20 protein-coding genes are annotated in these 25,990 nt (G+C 41.4%); 2 read left to right on the top strand and 18 right to left on the bottom strand.

Going from position 1 to position 25,990, the window contains the following annotated elements:
* Positions 1 to 7 precede the first annotated feature (7 nt).
* The 15 genes from BW952_RS04940 to BW952_RS04870 form a co-directional block, all read right to left on the bottom strand.
* Entirely contained in the window at positions 8 to 1,252 is a 1,245-nt protein-coding gene (locus BW952_RS04940) for a glycosyltransferase family 4 protein (RefSeq protein WP_045849376.1), read from the bottom strand.
* Positions 1,242 to 1,790, bottom strand: coding sequence for a putative colanic acid biosynthesis acetyltransferase (locus tag BW952_RS04935; RefSeq protein WP_269430718.1), 549 nt, complete (start codon positions 1,788 to 1,790; stop codon positions 1,242 to 1,244). Before BW952_RS04935 ends, BW952_RS04940 begins: the two co-directional genes overlap by 11 nt.
* Before the next feature lie 197 nt (positions 1,791 to 1,987).
* The gene (locus BW952_RS04930) at positions 1,988 to 3,235 is read right to left on the bottom strand and encodes an oligosaccharide repeat unit polymerase (RefSeq protein WP_045849374.1); all 1,248 of its coding nucleotides are present in this window, start codon (positions 3,233 to 3,235) and stop codon (positions 1,988 to 1,990) included.
* 201 nt (positions 3,236 to 3,436) lie between these two features.
* Complete coding sequence (locus BW952_RS04925; protein ID WP_045849373.1) at positions 3,437 to 4,543, bottom strand: glycosyltransferase; 1,107 nt, start codon at positions 4,541 to 4,543, stop codon at positions 3,437 to 3,439.
* A 24-nt stretch (positions 4,544 to 4,567) separates the two neighbouring features.
* A complete protein-coding gene (locus BW952_RS04920) occupies positions 4,568 to 5,500 on the bottom strand; it encodes a glycosyltransferase (protein WP_045849372.1) in 933 nt (310 codons plus the stop codon).
* Positions 5,501 to 5,563: 63 nt separating this feature from the next.
* Positions 5,564 to 6,685 (bottom strand): glycosyltransferase family 4 protein, encoded by a 1,122-nt coding sequence (locus tag BW952_RS04915; RefSeq protein ID WP_045849371.1) that lies wholly within the window; start codon positions 6,683 to 6,685, stop codon positions 5,564 to 5,566.
* Positions 6,686 to 6,740: 55 nt separating this feature from the next.
* Positions 6,741 to 8,180 (bottom strand): oligosaccharide flippase family protein, encoded by a 1,440-nt coding sequence (locus BW952_RS04910; protein WP_139325415.1) that lies wholly within the window; start codon positions 8,178 to 8,180, stop codon positions 6,741 to 6,743.
* On the bottom strand, positions 8,164 to 8,973 hold the full coding sequence (locus tag BW952_RS04905) for a hypothetical protein (protein ID WP_045849369.1): 810 nt from the start codon (positions 8,971 to 8,973) through the stop codon (positions 8,164 to 8,166). Before BW952_RS04905 ends, BW952_RS04910 begins: the two co-directional genes overlap by 17 nt.
* 24 nt (positions 8,974 to 8,997) lie before the next feature.
* Positions 8,998 to 10,077, bottom strand: coding sequence for a GDP-mannose 4,6-dehydratase (gmd, locus tag BW952_RS04900; protein WP_045849368.1), 1,080 nt, complete (start codon positions 10,075 to 10,077; stop codon positions 8,998 to 9,000).
* Between the two features lie 28 nt (positions 10,078 to 10,105).
* On the bottom strand, positions 10,106 to 11,047 hold the full coding sequence (fcl, locus tag BW952_RS04895) for a GDP-L-fucose synthase (RefSeq protein ID WP_045849406.1): 942 nt from the start codon (positions 11,045 to 11,047) through the stop codon (positions 10,106 to 10,108).
* Positions 11,048 to 11,076: 29 nt separating this feature from the next.
* Positions 11,077 to 11,703 carry a sugar transferase gene (locus BW952_RS04890; RefSeq protein ID WP_414735771.1) on the bottom strand — a complete coding sequence of 209 codons (627 nt, stop codon included), beginning with the start codon at positions 11,701 to 11,703 and terminating at the stop codon, positions 11,077 to 11,079.
* Positions 11,704 to 11,740: 37 nt separating this feature from the next.
* Positions 11,741 to 12,634 (bottom strand): UTP--glucose-1-phosphate uridylyltransferase GalU, encoded by an 894-nt coding sequence (gene galU, locus BW952_RS04885; protein WP_045849366.1) that lies wholly within the window; start codon positions 12,632 to 12,634, stop codon positions 11,741 to 11,743.
* 430 nt (positions 12,635 to 13,064) lie between these two features.
* On the bottom strand, positions 13,065 to 13,820 hold the full coding sequence (locus tag BW952_RS04880) for a tyrosine-protein phosphatase (RefSeq protein ID WP_045849365.1): 756 nt from the start codon (positions 13,818 to 13,820) through the stop codon (positions 13,065 to 13,067).
* A 98-nt stretch (positions 13,821 to 13,918) separates the two neighbouring features.
* Entirely contained in the window at positions 13,919 to 14,626 is a 708-nt protein-coding gene (locus BW952_RS04875; protein WP_045849364.1) for a CpsD/CapB family tyrosine-protein kinase, read from the bottom strand.
* Positions 14,616 to 15,362, bottom strand: a complete 747-nt coding sequence (locus BW952_RS04870) for a YveK family protein (protein WP_045849363.1) — start codon at positions 15,360 to 15,362, stop codon at positions 14,616 to 14,618. Before BW952_RS04870 ends, BW952_RS04875 begins: the two co-directional genes overlap by 11 nt.
* A gap of 371 nt (positions 15,363 to 15,733) precedes the next feature.
* On the opposite strand from BW952_RS04870, the gene BW952_RS04860 reads away from it, so the two are divergent.
* The gene (locus tag BW952_RS04860) at positions 15,734 to 16,324 is read left to right on the top strand and encodes a TetR/AcrR family transcriptional regulator (RefSeq protein ID WP_045849361.1); all 591 of its coding nucleotides are present in this window, start codon (positions 15,734 to 15,736) and stop codon (positions 16,322 to 16,324) included.
* Positions 16,325 to 16,557: 233 nt separating this feature from the next.
* Here BW952_RS04860 and BW952_RS04855 read toward each other — a convergent pair whose 3' ends face one another.
* The gene (locus BW952_RS04855; RefSeq protein WP_045849360.1) at positions 16,558 to 18,696 is read right to left on the bottom strand and encodes an S-layer homology domain-containing protein; all 2,139 of its coding nucleotides are present in this window, start codon (positions 18,694 to 18,696) and stop codon (positions 16,558 to 16,560) included.
* A gap of 233 nt (positions 18,697 to 18,929) precedes the next feature.
* On the opposite strand from BW952_RS04855, the gene BW952_RS04850 reads away from it, so the two are divergent.
* Positions 18,930 to 19,844 carry a hypothetical protein gene (locus BW952_RS04850; RefSeq protein ID WP_052698347.1) on the top strand — a complete coding sequence of 305 codons (915 nt, stop codon included), beginning with the start codon at positions 18,930 to 18,932 and terminating at the stop codon, positions 19,842 to 19,844.
* A gap of 35 nt (positions 19,845 to 19,879) precedes the next feature.
* Here BW952_RS04850 and BW952_RS04845 read toward each other — a convergent pair whose 3' ends face one another.
* Together BW952_RS04845 and BW952_RS19125 are read right to left on the bottom strand one after the other, a co-directional pair.
* A complete protein-coding gene (locus BW952_RS04845) occupies positions 19,880 to 20,227 on the bottom strand; it encodes a DUF2500 domain-containing protein (protein ID WP_169714083.1) in 348 nt (115 codons plus the stop codon).
* A gap of 468 nt (positions 20,228 to 20,695) precedes the next feature.
* Positions 20,696 to 25,972 carry an InlB B-repeat-containing protein gene (locus BW952_RS19125; RefSeq protein WP_052698346.1) on the bottom strand — a complete coding sequence of 1,759 codons (5,277 nt, stop codon included), beginning with the start codon at positions 25,970 to 25,972 and terminating at the stop codon, positions 20,696 to 20,698.
* Positions 25,973 to 25,990 lie beyond the last annotated feature (18 nt).

Raw genomic sequence — 25,990 nt, 5'->3', positions numbered from 1 at the left:
TCCAGTCTTATAATTCTTTTAATAGCGTTCTATATTTATCAATCGATAATTCTCGCTTTAAGTTTTCTTCTAAATACCTTCTTCCCGAAAGCCCCATCGTTGTCCGTTCTTCCTTCGTCATCTTATAAAAAAGTTCAATAGATCCTTTAATTTCATCGTAGTTTTGCGGTTCAACGACAATACCTGCACCGCTTCGGTCTATCAACATCTGCGCTTCACTTTCTTGCTCAAGCACCCCCAGGATCGGTTTACCCGCAGCCATTACGCCGTAAATTTTACTTGGAACTGAAACACCTTTAATCCCTTTCTGATTGACGACTAAATGAACATCCGCTGCATTCAAAGAGTATTTAATGAATTCCTTCGGCTGATAAGGAAGAAAATGAACATTCGGGATTCCATTGTCCACCACATACTTCTCCATTTCCTTCTTCACCGCGCCTTCTCCGATAAAAACAAAGGCAATGTCAGAGTGCTCCTTAAAATGGTTTGTTACATGAATGATATTTTCCAAGTCGTAATAAAGCCCGATATTCCCCGAATACATAACAATAAATTTGTCATCTATCCCTTGATCAATTAAAAATTGCTTGATCTGCGTCTCTTCTTTTGAAATAGGTACAACTTCTTTTTCATCTGTCCAGTTATTAATGATCGAGTGAGAAGGAACTTGTTGATGGGCAAACCGATTCTTTAATGTTTGAGCCATATCATTTCCCACTACGATAATATGGTCTGCGTAACGACAGTTGAGCTTATCTACCCACTTTGCGGTTTTAAAGATAAATTCCTTATTTGTATAGCTAACCGCCTGCGCCTGCTCTGGATTAAAATCTTGAATATTATACACATGCTTGGAACGTTTAAAGAATTTCCCAATCGTTCCGATTAATCCACCCAATACGGGTGGCTGAGATATCGTATAAATAATATCGGTCTTTTTCTCTTTTAATAAAGCAATATTCGCTAACACAAAATAAGAGAATATATAAGTAGCACGACTTACCTTCGAGGTCTTATCCACCTCTGGCAAACGAATTCGCACTACTTTTATATTCTCCAAGTAATCAGTTTCAAATAGTTTTGATTTTTGTTGTGCTTCCCCTGCATACCCAGGCTGAGCAGCAATAACCGTCAGGTCAAAGTCATGCTGCAGATCCATGCATAGCTCCGTCATAAGCTGGCCGGTGGATGCAAGGTCCGGATAAAAGTAATTAATGACAAATGCAACCTTTTTTTTCTTATTCTTCATACAATACCTCTTCTCCAAACCGCTTCTTCACATACTTCGCAGGAGACCCTGCGTGCACTTCATTAGCTGGGATATCTTTCGTCACTGTACTCCTCGCAGCTATCACTGCCATTTCATGTATGGTTACACCAGGATACACAAAGACATCACTCGCTACCCATGCCCCATCTTTCACTACAATCGGCTTCGTGATTAAGCCAAAGTGAGGATCTTGAATATCATGGCTGCCTGTACATAAGTAGGACTCCTGTGAGATTACACAATTGCTGCCGATTGTAATCTGATCCAATGAATAGAACTTCACATCATCTCCGATCCAGGAATAATCACCGATTGACACTTTCCACGGATAGGTGAATTTGGCAGATGATCGGATTTGAACACCCGTACCAATTTGCGCACCAAAAAGGCGTAATAGAAAGTTACGCCACTTGTACATATTATGGATTGAAAATCTGAATATTGTTCCTTGTAGGAACCACCAAGTCAAAACAACCAAATTAGATCGACCTCTAGAATACTCACTTTGCTTGTATATTTTTATATTAACGATACTTCTAATAATTAGACCCTCCTATCATTATATCAATAACCCAAAATGTATTTTCTCACATCAACAAATAATTAGCCCTAGAAACTATTACTTATCAAATAAATTACGTATTCAAATAATATATAATTATGCTTCAATCATTAGATTATTGACCACCGACAGATTTCGACTATAAGATTCATTTAAGAATTCAAACCAAACCTCAACTTTCTTTTTTGATAGGTATAATTATAAATTCTAAACCAAAGATAAAGAGTTATGAAATTACCCATGCTAAATAACAAGTTCTCGAACATGGAATACATAAGTAAGCTTAAAATACATGAAAAAGTAAAAACTCTATATTGCTTTTCCATGTTTATATTGGCTCGCATAATAATTTGAAGAGAAATTAATAACAAGAATAATAATACTAACGCTAAACCTATAATTCCTGTTTGATAAAACAATGTAACAAATCCATTATCAACCGCTAACCCCAAATTTTGTTGAGAACCGTTAACATAACCGCCAGTGCCACTTAAACCATAGCCAAAGAAGAATCTTACCTTATCCTCAAAAAGTTTACTAAATACAATTATCCAACTATCTAACCTTACGCTAACACTATTAGATTGATCTCCTAACGTAGTGTTAATAATTAAGGAAAAAAATTGATAAATACTGATGCTAAATAATATAAACATAAAATAGAGTTGTATTACCTTAAAGTAACTCAAGTTCTCTCTCATTCTACTGACTAAATGATATATCAAGAAAAATGCGATTAATGTAAATAAAGCAGTTTTAGAATCTGAAATGAGAATGTTAAACACAAAAAAAATTAAGATGAAATAATTCAGGAAATGGATCTTTAATTTTTTCTCTCTCATTTTTCTTAAATTTTCAAATAATACTATCGCGCCTAAAAAGCAAGTCATTGCCATACTATTCGGATGTCTAAATAACCCTTTCACCCTATAACGCCCATCTCCAGTAAAAACATTTATAAAGTTAAGGTACTCCTGAAAAGAAATAATCGTTGAAAATAAAATTACCACAAATATTGAAATATATATAATTTTATTAATTTCAAAGATAGTTAATATTCCTCTAGTAATAATAGTAGACAGTAACATAAAAAAAACAAATGCGAGGACTATAACCGATAGAGTTGCGATACTAGTTAGCTTACCCACAGAAAATAAAATATTAAGAAATGATACAGCGATTATAAATGATATTATACTTAAATTATCATAGGAGTAATTGATAGTAGGCTTTTTAATTCTTAAAAGTAAAATGAATAAGCATACAGTTAGAAACAAAAATATCCATTTCACTGAAGATATCATTGGGTTTTCAAATGCAACATCAAAGTAACTTATAGTATATGAAACACTCAATAAGTACAACATAAGAATAGTTAACGGTTTAGAACGAATGTTCATTTAAAACAAACTCCTCAAAACTCAATAATTTAAAGATTTCACGTCTTTCATTGGACTCAAGCTTTTTAACTATCTAAAACTAAAAACTTCACATTGCAATTCTCACTTCACTCTTAAATAACTATTTAGATATAGCTATTTATAAGAAAATATTTGTGTTAAAAGCCAATCAAAAATTGCGGATGCCCACACTCACACCATTTATTTTAACGTTTGATTGTAAAACACTTCCCATGTATCAGATAGATTGGAAAATTCATAATTATAAAGTTCATTATTGTTTTCACTTTTACAAAAATGGATTATTTCTTTGGCCCACTCATTTGCTGACATAGAATTTACAAATGAAGCCCCTTTATATTTACCAATTACTTCTCGAGAATACTCCTCGTCAGCACATATAATTTTTTTGCTATAGTTAGCGGCTTCAATTAACGGCAAACCAAACGTCTCAATATAACTAGGAAATAAAACAGCATCAGCTTTTGAATAGTTTTTCAAAACCTCAGAAAAAGGTATATTACCCAGAAATTTTATTTTTTGAGTTAACCCCAATCGTTCAGCTTTAATAAATACGTCACTTTTATCATCTAGCGTGAATGTTATTTTAATTTGTCTATACAATTCGCAATCAATATCTTCTATTATTTTCAATGCTTCTAAGAGTACTGTGTGATTTTTATAAACATAATCCATAGCGGGATAAAAAAAAACTTTTGTTTTATTTCCTTTTTTAAAATTAATTATTTTTTCATCCATATTTTTTTCTATTTCAACATTTGGTCGAATAACTTTTATATTCTCTAAATTAATGTTCAATTTCTTGTTTAGGGCTTTTTTTAACCAATTGGTTTGAACTATAAAAAAGGTATTTTGATTCTTATAAAAAGTTATAAAATAAGGGTAAATATTTTTATAAAGCCATAACTTAAGTTCATTTTTTTTGAAAAATTTCCACTTATGATTAACAAAAGGTATAGGAGTATGAAGGTAAACAATTTGCTCCACTTTTTCACTATAATTTACAGTAGTATTTTGTAGGGAAATTATTTTATCTGGTATAATGTCGTTTCTTTCAGACCATCTTTTTAATCCATACGAGTCCCATATTATTCTTTTAATCCACCTTTTTTTATTTACATTAAGAACCTTAATTCCTTTGAAATTAAAATCTATATATTGCTCTGTGCTAACAAATACATAATATGTATTACTATCGTTCTTATTTTTTATGAATGTCAAAAATTGATCTACAATAGTTTTTAAACCGCCTTTGTCAGCAGCAGTAGCGTTTACAAATATGATCATATTCCACTTCCTTTAATTAAACTTTCACGAAATTTTTTTAACAAAACTTTTAACTAATTTGTAAATACCTATTTCTCTAGATAATTGACCTAAATAGTTAATCCATGTTAAATTATATTTTGCTGAAAATTCTTTAATGATACTAGGATTTTGCATTTCATCAACAATCAAGTCAATAGGGTATCTTTTCGCTAAAGTTACTTCAAAATTTCTTGATAGTGAACCGTGAGTGCTGCTATTTTTGAAACCTATATTTTCTATATAGGAATATCTTGGATATATTGTAAGAGAGTTATTTAAAAATTGGTTATAGCACCATCGAATCGCCCATGAATCTATATAGCCTTTCATTTGATTCCTTAGCATAAATGACATGTCATTTCCTTGTCGGTTGAAAGCTTTTTTTTGTTTCTTGTCTTTTTTAAATGAACTATAGTTACTAATATCCCAATCAATTAGTTTCCATCGTGAATTCCATGTAGCCCACCCCCATGAACACGCCCTACCCGTCAAATATAAATCATTGTTATAATCTTCAGGGAAATTTATAGCAGGAGAATACCCTGATATTGACCATATCTTACTATTATCCTCGTATAAATTTAATGTGTCATTCATATATCTCAAAAACCAAGGTGATGTAATTAAATCATCCTCTAAGACAATCACTTTTCCCTGGTTTTCCGCTACCTTTGTCACTCCATCTATTATAGAATTCGCAAGACCTTTATTTTTTTCTTCGATTTTCAAGTGCACATTTTTGAATCCATTTACATCATGTATAATTTTTCTAACTTCATCGACTTTTTTTTTCTGAGACGTGTCTTTTGCAGCATCTGAAAAAATATAAAGCTCACTTTCTTTTGACAACTCATTTTTTATTAATGCTTCAATTGTTTTTTTTGTCGTATCTGGACGGTTGTAGACAAATAAAAGAATTGGAGCTAGGTTTTCCATTTTCATTCCACCTAGATAATTATTGTTAATTTTTATTTTCTAACATTGTGAATGTTAAAAAATCTACCACTGTGAATTTAGAAAGAATTTCTGATATGAATAACTGAAATTCTTAATGTCTATTTCTTTTTGATAATTTTCTGCACCCTCAAAAGTTTGGTTTTTAACATTATTTATATTCGATATTAAAAATTCTATCTTTTCTTGCAAATCATTTTCATTTTCAGAAATGAAAGTAATGCCCAAATTATATTTTTCAATGGTATAGCCTACCTCTCCACTTGAAGGTCCTAATATAACTTTAGATCGATTAGCACCTTCAGTTAGTGGGCCGCTTTGTCCTGAAAAATATTTTCGATAAGGAAGAACCACTACATCAGCAATTGTAAAATAAGCGTCCAACGCTTCTTCATCAATAAACTGGATATCTAGAATGACTTTATGTGATATTTTGTTCGCTTCAACAATTTTAATAATTTCATCTTTTTTAAAATCACTTTCACCACCAGCAATAATTAAAGTAAAAGGTAATTTAACTTTTTTTAATGCCTCTAGTAGTATGTCAATGCCTTTATCACGTCTAAGGCCACCAAACGCTAAAAATATAGGCTTCTCTTTATTTTCTAGTTTGTGTTGTACTCTTTTTAAGGTGCTTGCCTCAGCTTTTTTAGAGTGTAAATATGGGTAAGTAATTGAGAAAACGCTATTTTTTCTTTTAACTAAATTTTCAACTTTTTGTTTAGTATAATTCCCATGGACTACAATTTTTTTAATAACACTTGATTCTATCAAATTTTTCAATAATTTCTCTTTAATTTTTTTATTAGGATACCAATGCATTGTTGCAGTGATATCGATGTCTTTAAAAAAAACCCAAAATACAGGTGCATAAATCAAATCACTATCTAAATAAAATAAATGGAGCTTATTTATTTTATTTTTCTTTAGGTACATTCTTAAATATAGAAGTTCAATAATAAGAGGGAGTCCTCGACTACCTTCAGTTCTAAAGTTCCTATTCACAACATTTAATTGCTCAAGTTGATCAATCTGTAAATCATCGTTGAATTTAGAATAATAATGAACTTCTATACCTTTTTTTTCTATAAGGGTCTTCATCGCTTCTTTATTGTAAATATAGTGATGTCCACTATTAGTTTTGTCGAAAAACAGGATTTTATTCATAAAAACTTATAACCTCATTTCTCATTATCCATAATTCAACTTTAGGAAAAATTATTCATTTAAACACTATCTTTAAAAAGTATTTGATTTTATCTAGTAATATAAAAATTATTTTTTCTTTAAAGATAAATAAAAATACTAAATAAATTAAAATACCTAAAATAATTTCAACTATTAAAGACGAATTCACAAGAAATTTAATTAGCAAATACATTGCAAAACCAGAAAGTATAATTTTGTATTTATTCACATTCAAAAAAAGGTTCTCATAGCCAATTATACCTTTTGCTTTGATGGCACAAAAAGCTAGCAAACAAATTTCACTAATTATATAACCAAGAACAGCAGCAAATACATTTAATTCGTCCACAAATAGAATCAATATCGAAACCCTTATTATTGTGGCTATTAAAAGAGCCTTATTATAAATTTTTTCCAAATTATTCGGAAAAATAATTTGTTGGACAATAATATTTGAAAAACTACCTGTAATAATCAAAATCAAACCAAATTCGAAAAGGAAAACATAATTTAAAAATTCAATTCCATAAAATATAGGCACAAATTCTTCTGATATACCTAGCAAACCAAAGAATATAGGTATACATAATAAAAAAATAAAATTTGAGCTATAATAGACTATCATTTCCTTTTTCTCGCTGGTGTTTGATAATCGAGGCATGAGGATAGTTCCAAGAGATGTTATAGGTGCTAGAAATACACTGTAAGATTTAATAAATTGGCTGTATAATCCAAGTTCATAAATATATTGCTTACTCTCTAAAATTATCTTATCAATATTCATATACACTTGAGTAACAAATCCTATGATCATGAATGGATAAATTCCCCGAAAAAGAATGTTAAAATATTCAATTTTAAAATATTTTTTTTGGGGCATTCCAATTTCTTTAAAGAATAAGATAAGTAAACTAATATTTGGTATAACGATGGTTAATGCGTTTATAGAAACATATATCCATAAATCCTTTTCATCTTTTACACAAATCAAGATCAATCCTAAACCAATGACTTTGATAAATAAGTTTCTAAAGATTATTATTTTAAATTGTTCTTTACCTATAAAATACCATGTGCAATCTAAAAATGTGCTTCCTAAAAGGAAAACGGCCTGAATCAAGAATATGTTTTTATAATCTAGTTCATTGATCGTTATAATAAATAAAAGCATAGATATTATTGAAAGCAGGATTCTTAAAAGAAAAATACAATAAACTTCCTTCTTTAGTCTCTCAATATCATTTTTTATGAAAGCAACTTGTCTCGTTGAATATACGTTAGTACCTGAGTTGACTAATGAAATAAATATACTAGTAATTGATAAAGTATACACTTCTATTCCGATATTACCAGGACCTAATACTCTCGATAAATATGGAATTGAAATGAACGGAATTATTAGTGTTATGAATTGATACCCTAAATTCAAAGTATAATTTTTGAAAATTTCTTTCATTTCATATCCTAATTCCAAAACCTAAGGTATCTTTTATTTTCTCTTTTAAACTAACTTTCCACCATTTTTCTTTCCGATACGACAATGTTATCTGCGGATAATTAGAATTCTTATAATTTTTTATACAGAAGTCTCTCTCTTTTGTAATATATTGAAATGGCCTAATCCCATACTGAGAAATATCTCTAAATCCCTCTATACCTCTTAACTTACAAAGTAGACTCAATAATGACTGATCATGCCGATGAGAAATTAAAAATTTATTATTTTTTTCGTTTTTCACATCATTTAACAGGCTATACCGGTTACATAATTCTATGTAATCCCAAATGAATTTAAGAGTTTTTTTATTCTTTTTAATTAGTATATATGTAGCTTGTATTTGATTAGTATATAAATATTTTTCTTCGTAACAATCCAAAGCTTGAAAGCATTCTTCTTTCGTCCATTGATATTCAAGTAAAGGTACTTCTGTCACAAATAAATCTTTATCTGCTCGTTCCATCTCGTTTATTACATGGTCAATAGTATTTAAAAATAAAGACCCTGAATCGCAGTAAAACACATAATCACCATCTTGTGCATGATTACATAATGCATCCCAAATGATATAAGGCTTCCAGATCCAGTAGCCTCCTCCACGAGGATTACTTTCAATAAAAGACCCGTGCTTTCTTTTAAACTCTTCACTCATTTTATCGGGGCCGTATTCAACTACTTTATCAAACCCCCCTATGGACATACCTGATTTAGAATTTTTTTTTTGTTGTTTAATAAAGTTTGAATCTGAATAATTTATAAGAATCTTCATTTTAATAGTCACCTTATTAACATTTTAATCAAACATTTTTCTGTTAAATAATTCTTTTCCCACTTTTTCAGTGTCGGATTCTACCATTACTTTAACTAAATCTTCAAATGACGTTTTCGTCGGATTCCAGTTGAGCAATGTCTTTGATTTTTCTGGATTCCCTAACAACTGCTCGACTTCTGCAGGACGGAAGAATTTCGGATCTACTTCAACAATGACTTCACCTGTTGCTTTGTTAATTCCCTTCTCCTCTACACCTTCGCCCTGCCACTCGATCTCGATGTCAACATGCTTAAATGCCAGTTCGACAAATTCACGGACAGAGTGCATTTCTCCTGTGGCGATGACGAAGTCTTCCGGCTTGTCGTGCTGCAGGATTAGCCACATGCATTCAACATAGTCTTTTGCGTAGCCCCAGTCACGGAGTGAATCCAGGTTGCCAAGGTACAGTTTGTCTTGCTTTTGCTGGGCAATGCGTGCTGCGGCGAGTGTGATTTTTCGCGTCACGAATGTTTCGCCGCGGCGTTCGGATTCATGATTGAAAAGAATGCCGTTTACGGCGAACATATTATACGATTCACGGTAGTTCTTCGTAATCCAAAAGCCATAAATTTTGGCGACACCATATGGAGAGCGTGGATAGAATGGTGTCGTTTCGGATTGTGGTACTTCCTGTACTTTGCCGAACAGCTCAGACGTAGATGCCTGATACACGCGAGTCTTTTCTGTTAAGCCAAGAATACGAACAGCTTCTAGAATGTTCAGGGTGCCTTTTGCGTCTACATCGAGTGTGTAGCCTGGCATGTCAAACGAAACACGAACGTGCGACTGTGCGGCCAGGTTGTAAATTTCGTCCGGCTTGATTTCTCCGATTAAGCGGGTCACGTTCAATGCATCTGTAACATCTCCATAATGAAGGTGAAAGTTTTCATTGTTTTGAATCGCTTCTGCTTCTTCTGCAGACATGATATCTTCTAATCGTTCCTGGTTATAAGAAGAGCTGCGGCGGATAACGCCGTGTACTTCGTAGCCTTTTTCTAATAGAAATTCTGCAAGGTAAGAGCCATCTTGCCCTGTTACACCGGTAATTAATGCTTTTTTCATCATATCCTCCACTGTCTCTTGATCGTTTTTATTTTGATTTTGCTGTTTCGTTTTCCAGGAACCAGTTGTATGCCTGTACAAGTCCTTCGTTTAATGGTGTTTTTGCTTTCCATCCGAGGCCATTCAACTTGGTGACATCGACTAGTTTGCGCGGAGTGCCGTCCGGCTTGCTTGTATCGAACTGCAGCTTGCCTTCGTAGCCAACCACGTCTTTAATCGTTTCAGCTACTTCTTTAATGGAGATGTCTTCTCCCACTCCAATATTGACCATTTCATTTCCTTCGTATGTATTCATTAAATACACACATGCATCAGCCAAATCGTCTGAATACAAGAATTCCCGTTTCGGTGTGCCTGTTCCCCACACTTCAACAATCGGGGCATTTGTTTCTTTTGCTTCATGGAATTTCCGGATCAAGGCCGGTAGTACGTGAGACGTGTGTAAATCAAAATTGTCGTTCGGTCCGTATAAGTTCGTCGGCATAACAGAAATGTATTTTGTGCCGTACTGGCGGTTATAGGATTCACACATTTTAATGCCCGCGATTTTCGCGATGGCGTATGGCTCATTTGTCGGCTCCAATTCACCCGTCAGCAAGTATTCTTCCTTCAGCGGCTGTGGTGCCAACTTCGGATAGATGCACGTACTGCCAAGGAAAAGCAGCTTTTTTACACCGTTTTTATATGCGGAATCAATCACATTCGTTTGAATTAGCAGGTTGTCACGGATAAAGTCAGCCGGGTATTCATTGTTCGCTACAATTCCTCCTACTTTCGCTGCTGCTAAAAAGACATAATCAATTTTTTCCTGCTCAAAAAAAGAAGCGACCTGATTTGGATCACGCAAATCAAGCTCGCTGCTCGTTCTGTATACTAGGTTTGTATAGCCCTGCTCTTTTAGGTTTTTTAAAATCGCTGACCCAACGAGTCCACGATGGCCAGCGATGTAAATGGTTGATTGTTTATCCATCATAGGAATACATCCTCACTTTATTAAAATTAAAATGCGTTTTTCGATCCGAACAAAACAGCAATGGTTTTAAGAATAATAATGATATCCAATTGAATGCAGCGCTTGCGGATGTATTCAATATCTAATTCAACCATCTCATGAAAGCCGACACTATTTCGGCCGCTTACTTGCCAGGGACCTGTACAACCCGGTATGACCGTCAGGCGCTGCTTATCGTAATCAGTGTACTCGACGACTTCTCTCGGAAGCGGCGGACGCGGACCGACTAAACTCATCTCTCCCTTGACCACATTCCAAAGCTGCGGAAGCTCGTCCAGGCTTGTTCTTCGAATGAACCGACCGATCTTCGTCACACGCGGGTCGTTTTTCATTTTAAACATAGCGCCCGATACTTCGTTTTGTGCCAGCAGTGACGCCAGCAATTCTTCTGCATTAAACACCATCGAACGGAATTTATACATATAAAATTCTTTTCCGTCCTTTCCGACCCGCTTCTGTTTAAAGAAAACAGGTCCCTTTGGATCTTCCAGCTTAATGAGAAATGCGATCATCAGAAAAACGAATGAGAGGAACAGGATGCCAAGTCCGGCACCTGCTACGTCCATCGCACGCTTCATCATGATATAGCTTTTATTCTCCTGTGAATATGCGATGGCACCGGCTTCAACTTTGGATGTTGAGGTTTCCGAATTATCCAATCGTCTCCCTGCCTTTCACTGATTCTACTTTTTCAAGCAAATAGGTTAATAGCTCTTCGTTTATATCGTCATCCTGCAGTGCAAATTCAAGTGTTGTTTTAACGAATCCAAGCTTTTCTCCAACATCGTACCGGTCGCCTTCAAATTCATAAGCGAATACGCGCTGGATTTCATTTAACGCTTGAATGGCGTCGGTCAGCTGAATTTCTCCGCCTGCTCCTGCTTGCTGCTTGTCGAGGAACATGAAGATTTCCGGCCGAAGGATATAGCGCCCCATGATTGCCAGGTTGGAGGGCTGTGTGCCTCGTGCAGGTTTTTCTACGAATTCATTCACCTGGTAGCGCAGACCTTGCTTTGAAGAAGGGTCTACGATTCCATAACGGTATGCTTCGTGCTCAGGCACCTGCTGCACACCAATGATCGATGATTGAGTTTGTTCATACTGGTCAATAAGCTGGCGCAGGCAAGGCGTGTCGCTTTGAACGATGTCGTCGCCTAACAGGACAGCAAACGGCTCATCTCCAATGAACTTCCGTGCACACCAGACAGCGTGGCCAAGTCCCTGCGGCTCTTTCTGACGAATATAATGAATATCAGCGAGATTCGAAGAGTGGCGGACTTTCTCAAGCAGGTCATCTTTTCCCTTGCTCGCCAGATTGCGTTCAAGCTCCGGTGAACCGTCAAAGTGATCTTCAATTGCCCGTTTTCCTTTCCCGGTGACAATGATGATATCTTCAATCCCGGATGCAATGGCTTCTTCTACTATGTATTGGATCGTAGGCTTGTCAACGATCGGCAGCATTTCTTTTGGTAATGCTTTAGTCGCAGGGAGAAAACGTGTCCCGAGTCCCGCTGCTGGTATAATGGCTTTTCTTACTTTTTTCAATGTATTCTCCCCTTTCGATAGTAAATAAGGAATGGAAACACACAGCGGATATATGTGTTTTCATTCATTATTTAATGCACATTGTAGCTAGTTTTTAATAAAACCGGGCATTTAACCCGTCCTCACACCGCGCGCCTGACGACAAGCGTCTAAGCATCCCGTTTCCCGGAACACCACCGCACGGCCGAGTGCCTCAAATGATAACGGTATACGAGACATAACCGATCAGAAAAGCGGAAGGCGTCGTTTATCGGCGACAAGCATAAGATGAGCACTGGCGGAGGCGGGTTATGCCTCCAGAAGTGATTAGCTTATGACCTCGAGCCGATGACGCCTGCAGCTAGACAGATAGAAAAGCAGAGGGCGCTCCGCTTAAATAACAATGAAAATAGATGAAGGACGAGTTAAATCCACAGGTTACTCACAAGTATCAAAAAAGTCCAAGAAACCTTTTTTTTCGGGTGATGTGAATGGGTGCTTCTTTCTGGACATATTGCCCGGCTAAAACGGCTTCTGCGTTTTCTTGGAAGTAGTCCGCGTAGTCCGGATCGATTTCGTTGTAAGCGGCGGCTAAGCCGAAGCCTCTTGAAGTGGTGTTGTGTGCGTCCGTGGCGATAAAGTGGGTCAGGTTGGATTCGATCAGCTGCATCGACAGAGCCTTCGCTTTTTTTCCGAATTTTCCGTTAACGGATGCCGCCGTGACTTGTGAAAGTGCGCCGTTTTTAATGAGCTTGTACAGACGGTTCGGGTCTTCGGCAATCGCTGCGTTGCGCTCCGGATGCACGATGATCGGCGTGATGCCTTTCATCTGAATGTCGAATAACACCTGCTCCGCAAAGGCGGGGATGGTGTTGGACGGGAATTCCACCAGCATGTAGGCAGACTGGTGGATGACGGCCAGACGGTCCTGCTCGTAATCTTCAAGCAGCTCGCCGTACAGGCGGATTTCCTGTCCGGGCACGATCTCCACGTCGATGCCCATGTTCTTGATCTGTTTGTTCAGGACATCCACATCATAGAGGATCGCTGATTTTTCATTTTCGTACGTGCCGTTTTTATGGTGCGGGGTCGCCACGATTGTGTGAATCCCTTCTTCTTGTGCTGCCGCAGCCATCTCAAGGCTTTGCGCTAAATCCTGTGCGCCGTCGTCGATGCCCGGCAAAATGTGACAATGAAGGTCAATCATCGGCTATACCCCTTTCCCCATTTTGATAAACGTAGTATACCATACAAAAGTAGGGTATTGGTGAAAAATTTTGAAGGATTTACACTATTTTTACAGAATCACTCATTTCCGTAATAGTAGTAATAGGCAGAATCCTTCAATTTTTGATTATTTAGGACAACACCGAGCAGCTTGGCTTTCGCTGACTGCAGCAGCTCCTTTGCTTTCTGGGCGCCTTCGATTTCGGTTCTGCCGCTGTCGACAACGAGCACAACCCCGTCGCACTGATTCGCCAGCACCTGCGCATCCGTTACGGCGAGAACAGGCGGTGTATCGAACAGTACGTAATCGAATTGCTCCTGTGCATGAGCGAGGAATTCCTTCATAGACAGCGAGCCTAGCAGCTCAGCCGGGTTTGGCGGAATCGGACCGCTTGAGAGAGCAGACAGATTTTCAATACCGGTTTTCGCTACCGCATCCTCAAGGAGTGTTTGCTTCGTCAGCACGTTGGTCAGCCCAACGGTGTTTTGCAGGCCGAATGTGTAGTGCATGGTCGGCTTGCGCAGATCGGCGTCGACGAGCAGCACCTTTTTACCTTGATTGGCGAACACAACAGCCAGGTTGGAGATGGTCGTTGACTTGCCTTCTCCTGGGCTGGTGGAGGTCACGAGAATCGAGTGCAGCGTTTCATCAACGGATGAAAACAGGATGTTCGTCCGGATCGTCCGGTACTGCTCGGAAATCGGCGACTTCGGGTCCGTATTGGTAATGAGCTTCCGCTTTGTGGAGCCCGGTACGTTTTTTTGCTTATTGCGCTTAAGAGCCAAGCGTTTCACCTCTTACTGCTTTTTTTTGGACGGGTGTTTTTTTAGCCGGGCGGTTCGAGCCTGCTGCAATTGTTGTGACGCCGCCTAATACAGGCAGATCCAGCAGCTTTTCGATATCCTGCTCGGACTTGATTGTGTTATCCAGGTATTCAAGCAGGAAGGCCAGTCCAACGCCTGCCATCAAGCCGACGACAATCGCAATGGCGATGTTCAGAAGCGGCTGCGGCTTTACAGGAGACGGGTTTTCACCGAGTTCGGCCGGTGCAAGAATGCTGACGTTATCGACGTTCATGATCGTCACGATTTCTTCCTGGAAGACGCGGGCGGTTTCATTGGCGATGTCCGCTGCGAGTCCCGGGTTTTCATCCTGAACGGCAATGTTGACGACCTGAGAGTCCTGCTCGCTGGCGACAGTAATCTTAGACGACAGCTGCTCCGGTGTGAGGTCAAGTGCCAGATTCTGAGCGACTTTCTCTAAAATGGCCGGTGACTTCATAATGACGTTATATGTACTGATTAACTGAAGGTTGGTTTGCACTTCAGCCGGATTATACATTTGCTGTTCGGTTTTCGCCTGATTGACGAGAAGCTGTGTTGATGATTGATAGATAGGCGTCAGAACAAAGTAACTGATGATTCCACTGATAAGCGCTGCTGCAATTGTGAGAAGCACAATCAGTTTCAGCCTCTTTTTCAGTGTTTGCGCTAATTCCTTCAGGCTGATCGTTTCTTCCATGCTTTTCCTCCTGTGCCGTAAAGTAGTCTTCGTCATTATAGCACAGCCATTTGTCAAATTTAATGTTAATTTGGTAAATTTTCAGCCAATAATTCCAAAATAAGAAGAAATTTCGACTAAAAATTGGCGCTGCGTCCCTATAATGGTCCTATCGTCGAGTATGAGGGTGTATTTCTCCTTTTTGATAATGTATAAAACATCTATTTTTATCGCATCTATTAAGCTGGCGTAAAGTGGCTCACATTTGGCTGTGACTATATTTCTCGCGAGTAGTATATTATTCCAATTCATAATAATCCTGTTCCCAAGGTATGATATTTTAGTATATAATCAAAAAGATTGGATCATAGCGGTTAGGGGAGATAGAGAACATGGCGCAACGAGGGAGAAAAAAAGGGTCCGACGGCGAACTGAGCCGCGCACTTTTACTAAGGATTGCAGCTGATGAATTTGCAGAGCACGGCTACTATGAAACGAAGATTAGCAATATTGTTAAAAAAGCAAATGTCACACAGCCTACCTTCTACTTGTATTTCAAAAGCAAGGAAGCGATCTTTCAGGAGCTTGAGGAATTGTTCCGCAAAAAACTTGCGTGTTTGACGATCGACAGCCGGCTGGAAGAAGGGCTTGACGAGCAGGCACTGCCAGAGCGGATTGCGGGCGGATTAATTGGCGTCTTTCACTTTTTCACCGAGCATCCGAGCCTCGGGAAAATCGGCTTTTACCTTTCTCCAAGTGCGGCCGACACAAAAGCGGCGATGGCCGCTCAGATCGAGGATAATCTGCTGTCAGAAGTAGAAGCGGGCTATTTCCACCAGAACGTCGACATGAGCATCGTCGCAAACGGCCTCGTCGGCATGATCGACCAGCTCACTGTAGCCAAGCTCTGGACCGGGAAAAACACCGCTGACGAGCTGGCAAAGGAAATCGTGGCAATTGTGCTGAACGGGTTGAAGAAATAAGGACTGGCCTTCTTTTTTTAAGCTCATTTTGTCGATTTTTGGCGAATGATGAGGGGTTGGCGCAATTCTCATGATTAGGGCGCATTTCCCAAGATTACGGCGCATTTCCCAGAAATAGCGCGCAATTCTCGACGTTAACGCGCAAATAAGTCCGAATTGCGCCGTAATGACCATAATTGCGCCAAAAAAAAGCCTCCTCCGGCCGAACCGGAAGAGGCTTTTCTTATTGATTCTTATTTAATGTCCTGCATCAAGTCTGCTTTCATCAAGAACTCAGCAAGGATACGCGCCATTTGATCACGTTTCGTGTAATCATTCGGGTTGAATTCTCCATTGCTCGTGCCTGACATAATGCCCGCTTGAACGACTTTCAATACTTCCGCACGAGTAGATGCACCGATTTCTTTCGCATCTTTAAAGCCTGCAAGTGTTTTCGATGTATCAAGCTGTGACTTATCAAATTCGATAAAGCCAAGCTCCATTGCGCGCCCGATCATTGCGGCTGCTTCCGCACGCGTTACTTTTTCATCCGCACCGAATGTTCCGTCTGTTTTACCAGCGATCACGCCGTATTGCACAGCCGCCATAAATTCGCCGTTCGCATTGAACCACTCGTTGCCTTTTATATCAGAGAAACGTCCGTCATACGCTGTTGTACCTGGAAGACCAAGTGCACGGCTTAACAGAAACGCAAACTGTGAACGCGTCATGTCCTGGTCAGGCTTGTACGTGCCCGCTGTTGTACCAGAGATGATGAACTTAGAAGAAAGAGACTCGATGTACTTCTCTGCCCAGTTTTTGCCGCCGTCGATATCAGGGAATGTTTGGTTCGTTTCAAGTACCGTGTACGTGTCTGCTGAATTGTATAATGTTTTCAAGACAGCAAATTGTGTACCTTCAACTGTTTTAAACGTTGTCGGAATAGCTTTCACCGTACCATCCGCTGCGATCGTCGCGCCTGTTGTACGATTTGTATCCACCGCACCTGTTAACGGGAATTCACGCTCGATGTAAATGTCGCCGAATGTTGTCACCGGCACCGTCTGGCCGCTGATTGTTGCTGAAATGCTTACGTTCGTCGCAGGTGCCGGCATTTTCACGTCACCTACAAGTGCTGCTGCTTTTGTTTCAGATGAAGCTGAACCTGTTCCGCTTCCAAATCCATTAAGTCTATTTGTTACCTGGCTCAATAGACCTGTGCGCTCAGAAAGGGTCGCTGGTTTCATTGTTAGATTAAGGGTTCCGCTGCCGAAACCACTGCCAAAGCCGCCGGCTAGTTGACCAAGAGGAAGATTGATGCTCGCACCGCTAGGACCTGTGACTGTAAGCGTAGCTGATTGTGTAACACCAAGAATTCCTTGAACAAGTCCTCCTGGAATGGCTAGTGTTGCTGCGCCTCCTGAAGTAACTTGAGGAAGTGTAATTGCTACTCGTGGTGTTTGTACGGTAACAGCACTAACGATTTGCGCTTGAAGTGCCTGCGGAATCGTTGCTGTGACGTTGCCGTTGTTTTCTGTTACGATCGCAGGTGTTACTTCTACTTCTGCGCCTGGTGTTGCTGGAGGCGTTACTTCGCCGTTATCTACTGGTGGTGTTACTACGCCGCCACCATTACCATTGCCTGGTTGCGGTGTATATCCATATTTAGTCAACCACTGGGCTCCAAATTGTGCCGCAGCACTCTTAACCTCTGTCGAATCAGCGCCATTTTCTAGCAATCTCAATTTGAGAATTTCGACAGCATCTTGTACAGATTGATCGTCAATTTTAAGCGTCCGGATAATTTCAGGCTTGATTGTTCCACTTGGATCTTCAGCATTTCTCGCTGCAACTAGGACACCTTTTACTAGTTCAAAATCCGGGTTTGAAATTATTGCTGATTGGTTTGCAGAATAATACTCATAGATTTCTTCTTCCACATTTTCAAGGTATTGCAAGTAATCCACTTCTTCAGCTTGGTTGAAGTTGTCTTGCGTAGCTGCAATGAATAGATCAATATTTTCAACCGTTAACACGCCCGTTTGCTTGTTTAGAAGAAGGTTTAAAAGAGCAGCAGCTCCCATCACTTCTTGATCGTCTGAATTTGTATCCATAACAGGACCAGCAATTGCAAACCACTCTGAAGCAGTAATCCCTTTCAATGCAGAAATAGTAGCTACTACATCTTCATCACTTCTAATTGGATCATAAACAGACTTAGCATAATTAATTAAGTTTTGTTTTGAACTAAAGTGCACATCGTACTGTACTTGAGCAGCTTCTACTTTGTCTGCCCCAAAAACGCCTGCAGTTGTTGCTACTGGTGTGAAAGCGATTGTTGCGGCAATCATGGCTTTTGCTGCTTTTGTGCTGAATGGGTATTTTTTTACCAAAATCGTCACCTCTTCTAATTTAGTATTTATATAATTCCGCTAGCGCAGAATTTTTATGTATTCATAGGTAAAATCATACAGAACCCTCCTACTAAAAGCAATAGGTCTTTACAATAATGTAATATTCTATAGACTATTTTCATAATTTATCAGATTATTTTGTGCTATTAATTTCTAAATTTTGCGTGTTATACTACAAATATGAATATATCTGAAAAGGGAGGCCTATTTCTTTGCGAAAGTTTTTTAAGATTGCGATAGCGGTTGTGCTGCTTCTGGCCATTGCAGGCGGCGGAGCGCTTTATTACTTTACGAAGGTTAAAACCTATGATGTGGCGGATGAAGAGGTCGATAAAATTGTCGAAGATCCGTACTCGATTTCCTTCCCGGAAGGAACACCTCTTCCTGAAAATGTGCAAAAGGATGACGAAGGTCTTGTCATTGTAGATGAGCAGGGGGATTTTGTTTTGTCCGACGGATCGACGATGACGACGGATGAATGGTTCAGCTCACCTGATTACCAGCAGGCTGTCACGGCGGCAGGATCTTCTGGCGGAACGGGCGGAGCTGGAACGGGTTCAGCGACTGGCGGTTCAGATGATACAGCGACGGGTGGCACGTCTGGTTCATCCAGCTCAGGAGATACGGCTTCTTCCGGCGGCTCCACTTCTGGCGGCACTGGCACGACGGATTCAACCGGTTCTACTGGCGGTACTGGTGGTGGTTCCACTGGCGGAAATACTGGCGGCTCTTCCGGTTCAGGCAGCGGCGGCGGAACAGATTCAACGGGCGGACGCACAACAGCAGCCGATATTAAGTCACGGTATTCCGGGTCATTCGACAGCCTTCAAGGGCAGGCCAAAAGCCAGCTAAACTCGTTAATCGGCCAGGCGAAAAGCGAATATGACGCGAAAAAAGCATCCGGCGAAACGATCAATCCAGCGTACTTTTACCAAAAATACAGCGGCGCTGCTTCCAGTGTCGAAGCAAAAACCGACTCAGCGTTTAACTCTTTGTACAAATCGATGACGAGCGAGTTGAAGGCGAACGGACTGAGTACAACAGCGGCTGATGAATACAAAGCGCAGTACGAAGCGACAAAAGAAGGCATGCGCAGCGAATTAATGAGCAAGGTTACAGGTGGATAACGAAGGGACCCGTCATTTTTTGAGCGGGTCTTTTTTTATTCTGTCCCTCTCTCAAAATCCTTGTAGCGCGTTCCTTGATAGGTTAGCACACCCTCATCCCGCTCAGCGATCAAGCCGTATGTCCGCGCAGGAACCTTCAGCTCCATCCGCTCCCCTGTTTCCTCCTTTTCAAAAGTGATGAAATAGTTTGTGCGGGACGGCGAATCCCCACCACTGTAGACATGTGTCCGTTTGGCAACTACCCTTGACGGCGTCGACACTACCTCTGAATTGTTGTTATTTACCCAGGTCGCCCCGCCCTTCGCTGCCGAAAATAGAATTAGCCCCGCCACGATACAGAAACCGGCTCCCACGATAAGCGGGATAATCTCAAAAGCATCCATTTTTCTCATCTCCTCTTTCTTATATAGTGTTATACGGTTAAATGGAATATTTTGTTTCAATTAAATTGCTGAGGAGTTGCACACTTGGGCGGGAGGCTACACGCTTTTTCCGAAACTTGCACGCTCAGGCGGGGGTTGCACACTTTTCTCAGAACTTGCACGCCCGGGCAAAGGTTGCACACTTTTCCTGAAACTTGCACGCTCGGACGGAGGCTGCACACTTTTCCTGAAACTTGCACGCCCGGGCGGAGGTTGCACACTTTCCCTGAAACTTGCACGCTCGAGCGGAGGTTGCACACTTTTTCTGAAACTTGCACGCTCGAGCGGAGGTTGCACACTTTTTCTGAAACTTGCACGCTCGAGCGGAGGTTGCACACTTTTTCTGAAAGTTGCACGCTTCTCATCGAAACTTACACACTCCACAGCAAAAAAAAGCAGCCGGAGACCGAATCTCCTGCTGCTTGCTTTTTATGGTAGTAGTTGTTCATTCCCATTTTGGTCAATTTCATAATCATGCGTTGTCGCGGCTTCTTCGATTTCTTTAAACGCCCAGTGACCGGCTGGGACGTCTGAGAATGTTGGCTCGGACACGCCGTTTAGCGGTCCGCGTTCGAAGAGTCGGTTGAGCATGACGACGGCCTGGGCCCGGGTGATGGCTTGCTCTGGCTTGAAGCTGCCGTTTCCGAAGCCGTTGATGATGCCGACGGATGATGCGTGTTTAATGGATGTCGCTGCCCAGTGATCGGCGGCTACGTCTGTAAACGCGGCGGCTTCTTTGGACGGTGTGCAAAGCGCTGAATCCGGATTTTCTTTACATACGTTGCCGACCCAGCGGCTTGCGATAGCGGCAACCTGCGCACGCGTGACGGCCTGATCCGGACGGAAGGTGCCGTCCGAGAAGCCCAAGATCACACCTGCTTCACGTGCCATTTCGATTTCTTTCATTGCAAATGATGCTTTCGTATCTTTGTAGGATACTTTTCCGTTGTACGTCATATCCAGGTTCCGCACGAGCATTGCGGCGATTTGCGCGCGTGTCACGGTTTCGTCTGGACGGAAGGTGCCATCCTTAAAGCCGTGGATGTACAAATCATGCGTGCCTGTTTCTTCTGTTGCTGCTTCTTCAAGGTAGAGCATCGTAAAGGTTGAGAAATGGTCGACGTCAAATTGAACGCCCTTCTGTCCATTTTTCCACTCCACGACTGTGCCGCGAATGACTTGTTTTGTGCCGTTGCTATGTTCAATAAAGATGGCCAGGTTGTCGATCATTTCCTGGGAAACATTCGCCGGCAGCGGCAAGGTTAATGTGACGGGCCGGTTTTGCATATTCGTTTCGATGGTCATTGGACGGCCCAGCACTTGAATCGTCGCTGTGTTATTGCCTGTTACTTCTTTTACTTTTTCTTCTTGCTTGGCGCGTGTTTCAATCGCTTGTTTTTCTTCTTCTTTTTTCACTGGCACGACGCGGAAGTACAGGTCGTCGCCAAATCCTGTGATAGAGTCAGATGGAACGAAAATACGAGCGTTTTCGGTGTCAATTTCAAGGTTGGCCTCGCCGTTCGCCAGTGCGTTCATAGCGGATTGCGGTACGCCAATATTCGTTTCAGATACTTTATCGTTCGCATCCGGAATGACAATACGGGCTGTTTTGTTTTCCGCATCCTTCAGCTTTTCCACGGATTCTGCTGCTTTGTCCGGTGTAAATGTCACGTCGTCGTTCACCGTTCCGTCCGGGTTCGTTGTCCGCTTGATTGGTGTCTGCACAAGCGTTTCGTCACCGGATACCACATCGACGACGATGTCTTCGGTCGTTGGCTGCGGTGCAGGTGACGCGTTCGATGACCAGCGCGCGTAAAGCGTCAGATCGCCTGTAATCGGTGTTGTAAAGTCAAATGTGGTTCGCAGCTGCTCATCGGTATACCAGTTAACAAATGAATAGCCCGGACGCGTCGGATTCTCCGGCTTCGTGATCATTGTGTTGTAAACAGCTGTTGCCGGTGCTACTTCTGAGCCGCGGTTTGCACTGAATGTCACCGTGTAAGAGTTAATGTCCCATTTTGCATAAAGCGTCACATCTTCTGTGACAACATCCTCGTCAAAATTCCATTCCGTTTCCAAGGCTTCATCTGCATACCAGCCGGCGAAGGTATGGCCCGCTTTGGTCGGCTGTGACGGTTGTTGTGCTTTTTCGTTATAGGTAACTTCCTGTGCTTCTACTTCTGATCCATCATTTGAATCAAACGACAGCGTATACTCATTGATTTCCCATCGAGCAGTCAGCGTCATGTTTCCTTTAACGAAGTCCTTGTTAAAATCCCACTCTTCACTGTCCATCAACCAGCCTTTGAACGTATGGCCCGCTTTGGTTGGATCAGATGGTTTCGTGATTTTGTCATCATAGGCAACGGTGTCATCGGCAATGGCAGAACCGCCAGCCGTGTCGAACGTGATGGTTTGCGGGTTCGCTGTCCACTTCGCGTGCAGCGTCAAATCGCCTGTCATCGTATCTTCATCAAAATTCCATTCGTCCGTCAGTGCTTCATTCTGGAACCAGCCGGCGAATGTGTAGCCGGTTTTCGTCAGGTCAGCTGGCTCGGTGATTTTGCTGTCATATGGAACTGTCGCCGGGTCTACTTCTGTATCCGTGTTGGATTCAAATGTGACCGTGTATGGAATCGGCGCCCATTTTGCGTAAACGGCGGTATCAGCTGTGATTTTTGTGTCGAAGCTGAATTCAATTTCACCTTCTGCATCACTGTACCAGCCTTCGAACGTGTAACCTGTTTTTTCAGGAGCTGTCGGTTCGGCTGCCTGCTTGTTGTATTCGATGCTTTGTTTGCCAACGGCCGTGCCGCCATTTACATGGAAAGTCACGTCGTACTCGTTGATCGTCCATTTGGCGTACACGACTGTGTCTTCTGTAATCAATTGATCAAAAGAAAATTCGGTATCGGCATCATCGTACCAGCCGGCAAATGTATAGCCAGTTTTGGTTGGAGCATCAGGCTCTGCTGCTTTTTTGTTGTATTCAATGCTCTGGGCATTTACAGCTGTGCCGCCGTCAGTGTTGAATGTCACGTCATACTTGTTGATGGTCCAGTTCGCGTAAATGACCGTGTCTTGTTTGATCGCTGTGTCAAAATCAAACTCTGTTTCAAACGCGCCGTCGCTGTACCAGCCTTCAAATGTGTAGCCGGTTTTCGTTGGTGCTGACGGTGCTGTCGCTTTTTCATTGTGCACAATACGTTGCGCACTTACCGCTGTTCCGCCGTCTACATCAAACGTGACGTCGTATTCGTTTAGCTCCCATTTTCCGTACAGCGTTTTTGCTGCTTTTACTTGCGTGCTGAAATCATATTCGGTTTCCAGCTGCCCGTCAGTGTACCAGCCCTTGAACGTGTAGCCTTCTTTTTCAGGATCTGCTGGTTTTGTTGCTGTATCCCCGTGGTCAATTGTTTCATCGTTGACGGCTGTGCCGCCATTTGAATCAAACGAAACAATATATTGCTTGATCGTCCATTTGGCGTAAAGCGTAATGTCGCTTGTAACCGATGTGTTGAAATCATACTCGTTTTCAAGTGCAGCTTCTGTAAACCAGCCGCTGAAGATGTACCCTTCTTTTTCAGGAGCATCCGGCTGCGTTGCTTTTTGGTTGTAATCAATGGTTTGATCGTTTACGGCGTCTCCACCGTCTGATTCAAATGAAACGGTGTATTCGTTGATTTTCCATTGCGCGTACAGCGTAGTATTTGCTTCGATGGTGAAGGTGTCCGCTGCTGCGTACGCTGTTCCTGTTCCATCTGCTTTTGTGTTCCACCCGTTGAAGGTGTGGCCTGTTTTCGCCAGTGATCCCGCGTTGCCTGAAACAGTGGCTGTGTCATCCGGATTGTACTTGCCGGCTTTCGGCGCAGCTCCTTCATCCGCTCCATTGGCGTCATATGAAACCGTGTAGCCTGCAAGAGCCGGGAGCGTCAGCGTGAATGTTTTCGTTTCAATTGCCTCTCCCTTTTTGATTGACGCAGTTAACGTAATCGCCTGGTCTCCGTCTGTGAACAGCGGACGTGTGACGGTGCCACTGCTTGAGACAAAATCTTCGTCTGAGCTTTGCCATGTGATCACAGAACCCTTTCCGCCGCTCACTGGCAGTGTGACGTCTTTCGTAACGCTCGATGCGCTGTCACCCTGCGCATAGCCAATCGCCAGCGCTTCTTTATCCTCTGCTGCGAGTGCATCGTCTGACTGGGCTCTTGTAATGGTGATCGTATACGTTTCTGTCGTCACACCATCTTCCGCTGTAACCACAACCGGGATGACGTTTTCACCGACAGACAGTGTAACCTTTTGGGCTTGTCCGCTTACCACGGTTTTCCCTTCAACTGTAACGGTCGCCAGCGCATCGGCTATGGTCGGTGTCACATCCACTTCCGTCACGCTGTACGGCGCATTCAGCGTGTAGCTTGTGGTCCCCGGGTCGAATGTTGATGGTGTCAACGTGGCATTTTGAACTGTCAAATTCGATAATTTAGCGTTTGTTGAATACGCCTGCCACTGCGCATACAGCGTGATGTTTTCCGTTCCGACCGTCAGAGTATCTCCTGCATCGTATGCCTTTCCGGAGCCATCCACTTTTGTATTCCAGCCTGTGAATTTGAAGCCTGTTTTCACTAAGCTGCCTGTATTTCCTTTAACGGCGACTTCAACCGCTTCCTGGTATGTGCCGCCTTCAGGAGCTGTTCCTCCCGTTGAGCCGTTTTCGTCATACGAAACCGTGTAGCCTTGAAGGATTTCGATTTCGCCTGCTGTGTACGTGCTGGCCATTGAATTCAAATCCAAATTAACCGAATACGAATCGTCCTCTATAAAATCAAGGTTCACAACGCCCGCAGCCGCTTCTTCCTTCACCTTGAAATCAATCGTGAACAAATTCTCCGTATAAGCGCCCGTCAGCGGTTTGTCGCCGCCGGTTGAGTCCACCCATGCCGCTGAAACTGTTCCGTTTTTATTGTCGATGTGTGAGACAAAACAGCCTTCCTCAGCCTCTTCATTACATGCATCTGATGCGTCACCGTACATAGGTGTGACGCTGACCGCTTCAAGGACTGTTTGATCGAAGGAAAGTTTGCTTCCATACGCGCCCATGTTTTCTGACAGGCCGTTGTAGGATACAGGAATCGTCGCTGTCTCACCCGGCATCGCTGCATCTGTGCCGGCTTTCCAGTTGATGGTTCCTGGTGCAGGTACTGAAACCGATCCACTCTCATAAGCATCGGTAAGAATTGTATTGTTGACGTCTTTAAAAGAAGAGTCCCCTTGTACAAAATTAATTGATGATGACATACCAGCTTTTACTGAATCTTTAATTTTAAATTTCAATAAAAATATTTCTCCTGGCACACTAAGCAGTTCTTCATAATCATCTCCGATCACTAGGTTCAAACCAAATTCAGTAAAATCCGTTTGAACAAAATTGTCACTATTTTTTTTATTTATAGCTTCAATAAAAGTTAAGCTCTCTATGTCGTATTGAAATGCAAGTACATAATTATCTATCCCAACAGATAATTCATCAATATATACCGGTACTTCAACCGTACTACCTACAGCTCCACTAACAGTCCCAATTGATGCCTTAATATAGCCTTCTGACAGAGGTTCCGCCTTTACAGGAGCAGCATACGGCAGAATCGACGACACAACCAAAAGACAAACCAGCAACAGATTCAGCCACTTTAACCTATTTTTCATTCTCATAGTCTCCTAAAC

The organism is Domibacillus enclensis, assembly GCF_900156125.1.
GTDB lineage: Bacteria > Bacillota > Bacilli > Bacillales > Domibacillaceae > Domibacillus > Domibacillus enclensis.
Note: the sequence above shows the minus strand (reverse complement) of the source record. Positions and strands in the feature narration are given on the sequence as shown.

Bases quoted from the DNA above. Each gene is read 5' to 3' on its own strand.
- BW952_RS04940 (WP_045849376.1), bottom strand. From the start codon at position 1,252: ATGAAGAATAAGAAAAAAAAGGTTGCATTTGTCATTAATTACTTTTAT.
- BW952_RS04930 (WP_045849374.1), bottom strand. From the start codon at position 3,235: ATGAACATTCGTTCTAAACCGTTAACTATTCTTATGTTGTACTTATTG.
- BW952_RS04925 (WP_045849373.1), bottom strand. From the start codon at position 4,543: ATGATCATATTTGTAAACGCTACTGCTGCTGACAAAGGCGGTTTAAAA.
- BW952_RS04920 (WP_045849372.1), bottom strand. From the start codon at position 5,500: ATGGAAAACCTAGCTCCAATTCTTTTATTTGTCTACAACCGTCCAGAT.
- BW952_RS04915 (WP_045849371.1), bottom strand. From the start codon at position 6,685: ATGAATAAAATCCTGTTTTTCGACAAAACTAATAGTGGACATCACTAT.
- BW952_RS04905 (WP_045849369.1), bottom strand. From the start codon at position 8,973: ATGAAGATTCTTATAAATTATTCAGATTCAAACTTTATTAAACAACAA.
- gmd (WP_045849368.1), bottom strand. From the start codon at position 10,077: ATGAAAAAAGCATTAATTACCGGTGTAACAGGGCAAGATGGCTCTTAC.
- fcl (WP_045849406.1), bottom strand. From the start codon at position 11,047: ATGGATAAACAATCAACCATTTACATCGCTGGCCATCGTGGACTCGTT.
- BW952_RS04880 (WP_045849365.1), bottom strand. From the start codon at position 13,820: ATGATTGACCTTCATTGTCACATTTTGCCGGGCATCGACGACGGCGCA.
- BW952_RS04870 (WP_045849363.1), bottom strand. From the start codon at position 15,362: ATGGAAGAAACGATCAGCCTGAAGGAATTAGCGCAAACACTGAAAAAG.
- BW952_RS04860 (WP_045849361.1), top strand. From the start codon at position 15,734: ATGGCGCAACGAGGGAGAAAAAAAGGGTCCGACGGCGAACTGAGCCGC.
- BW952_RS04845 (WP_169714083.1), bottom strand. From the start codon at position 20,227: ATGGATGCTTTTGAGATTATCCCGCTTATCGTGGGAGCCGGTTTCTGT.
- BW952_RS19125 (WP_052698346.1), bottom strand. From the start codon at position 25,972: ATGAAAAATAGGTTAAAGTGGCTGAATCTGTTGCTGGTTTGTCTTTTG.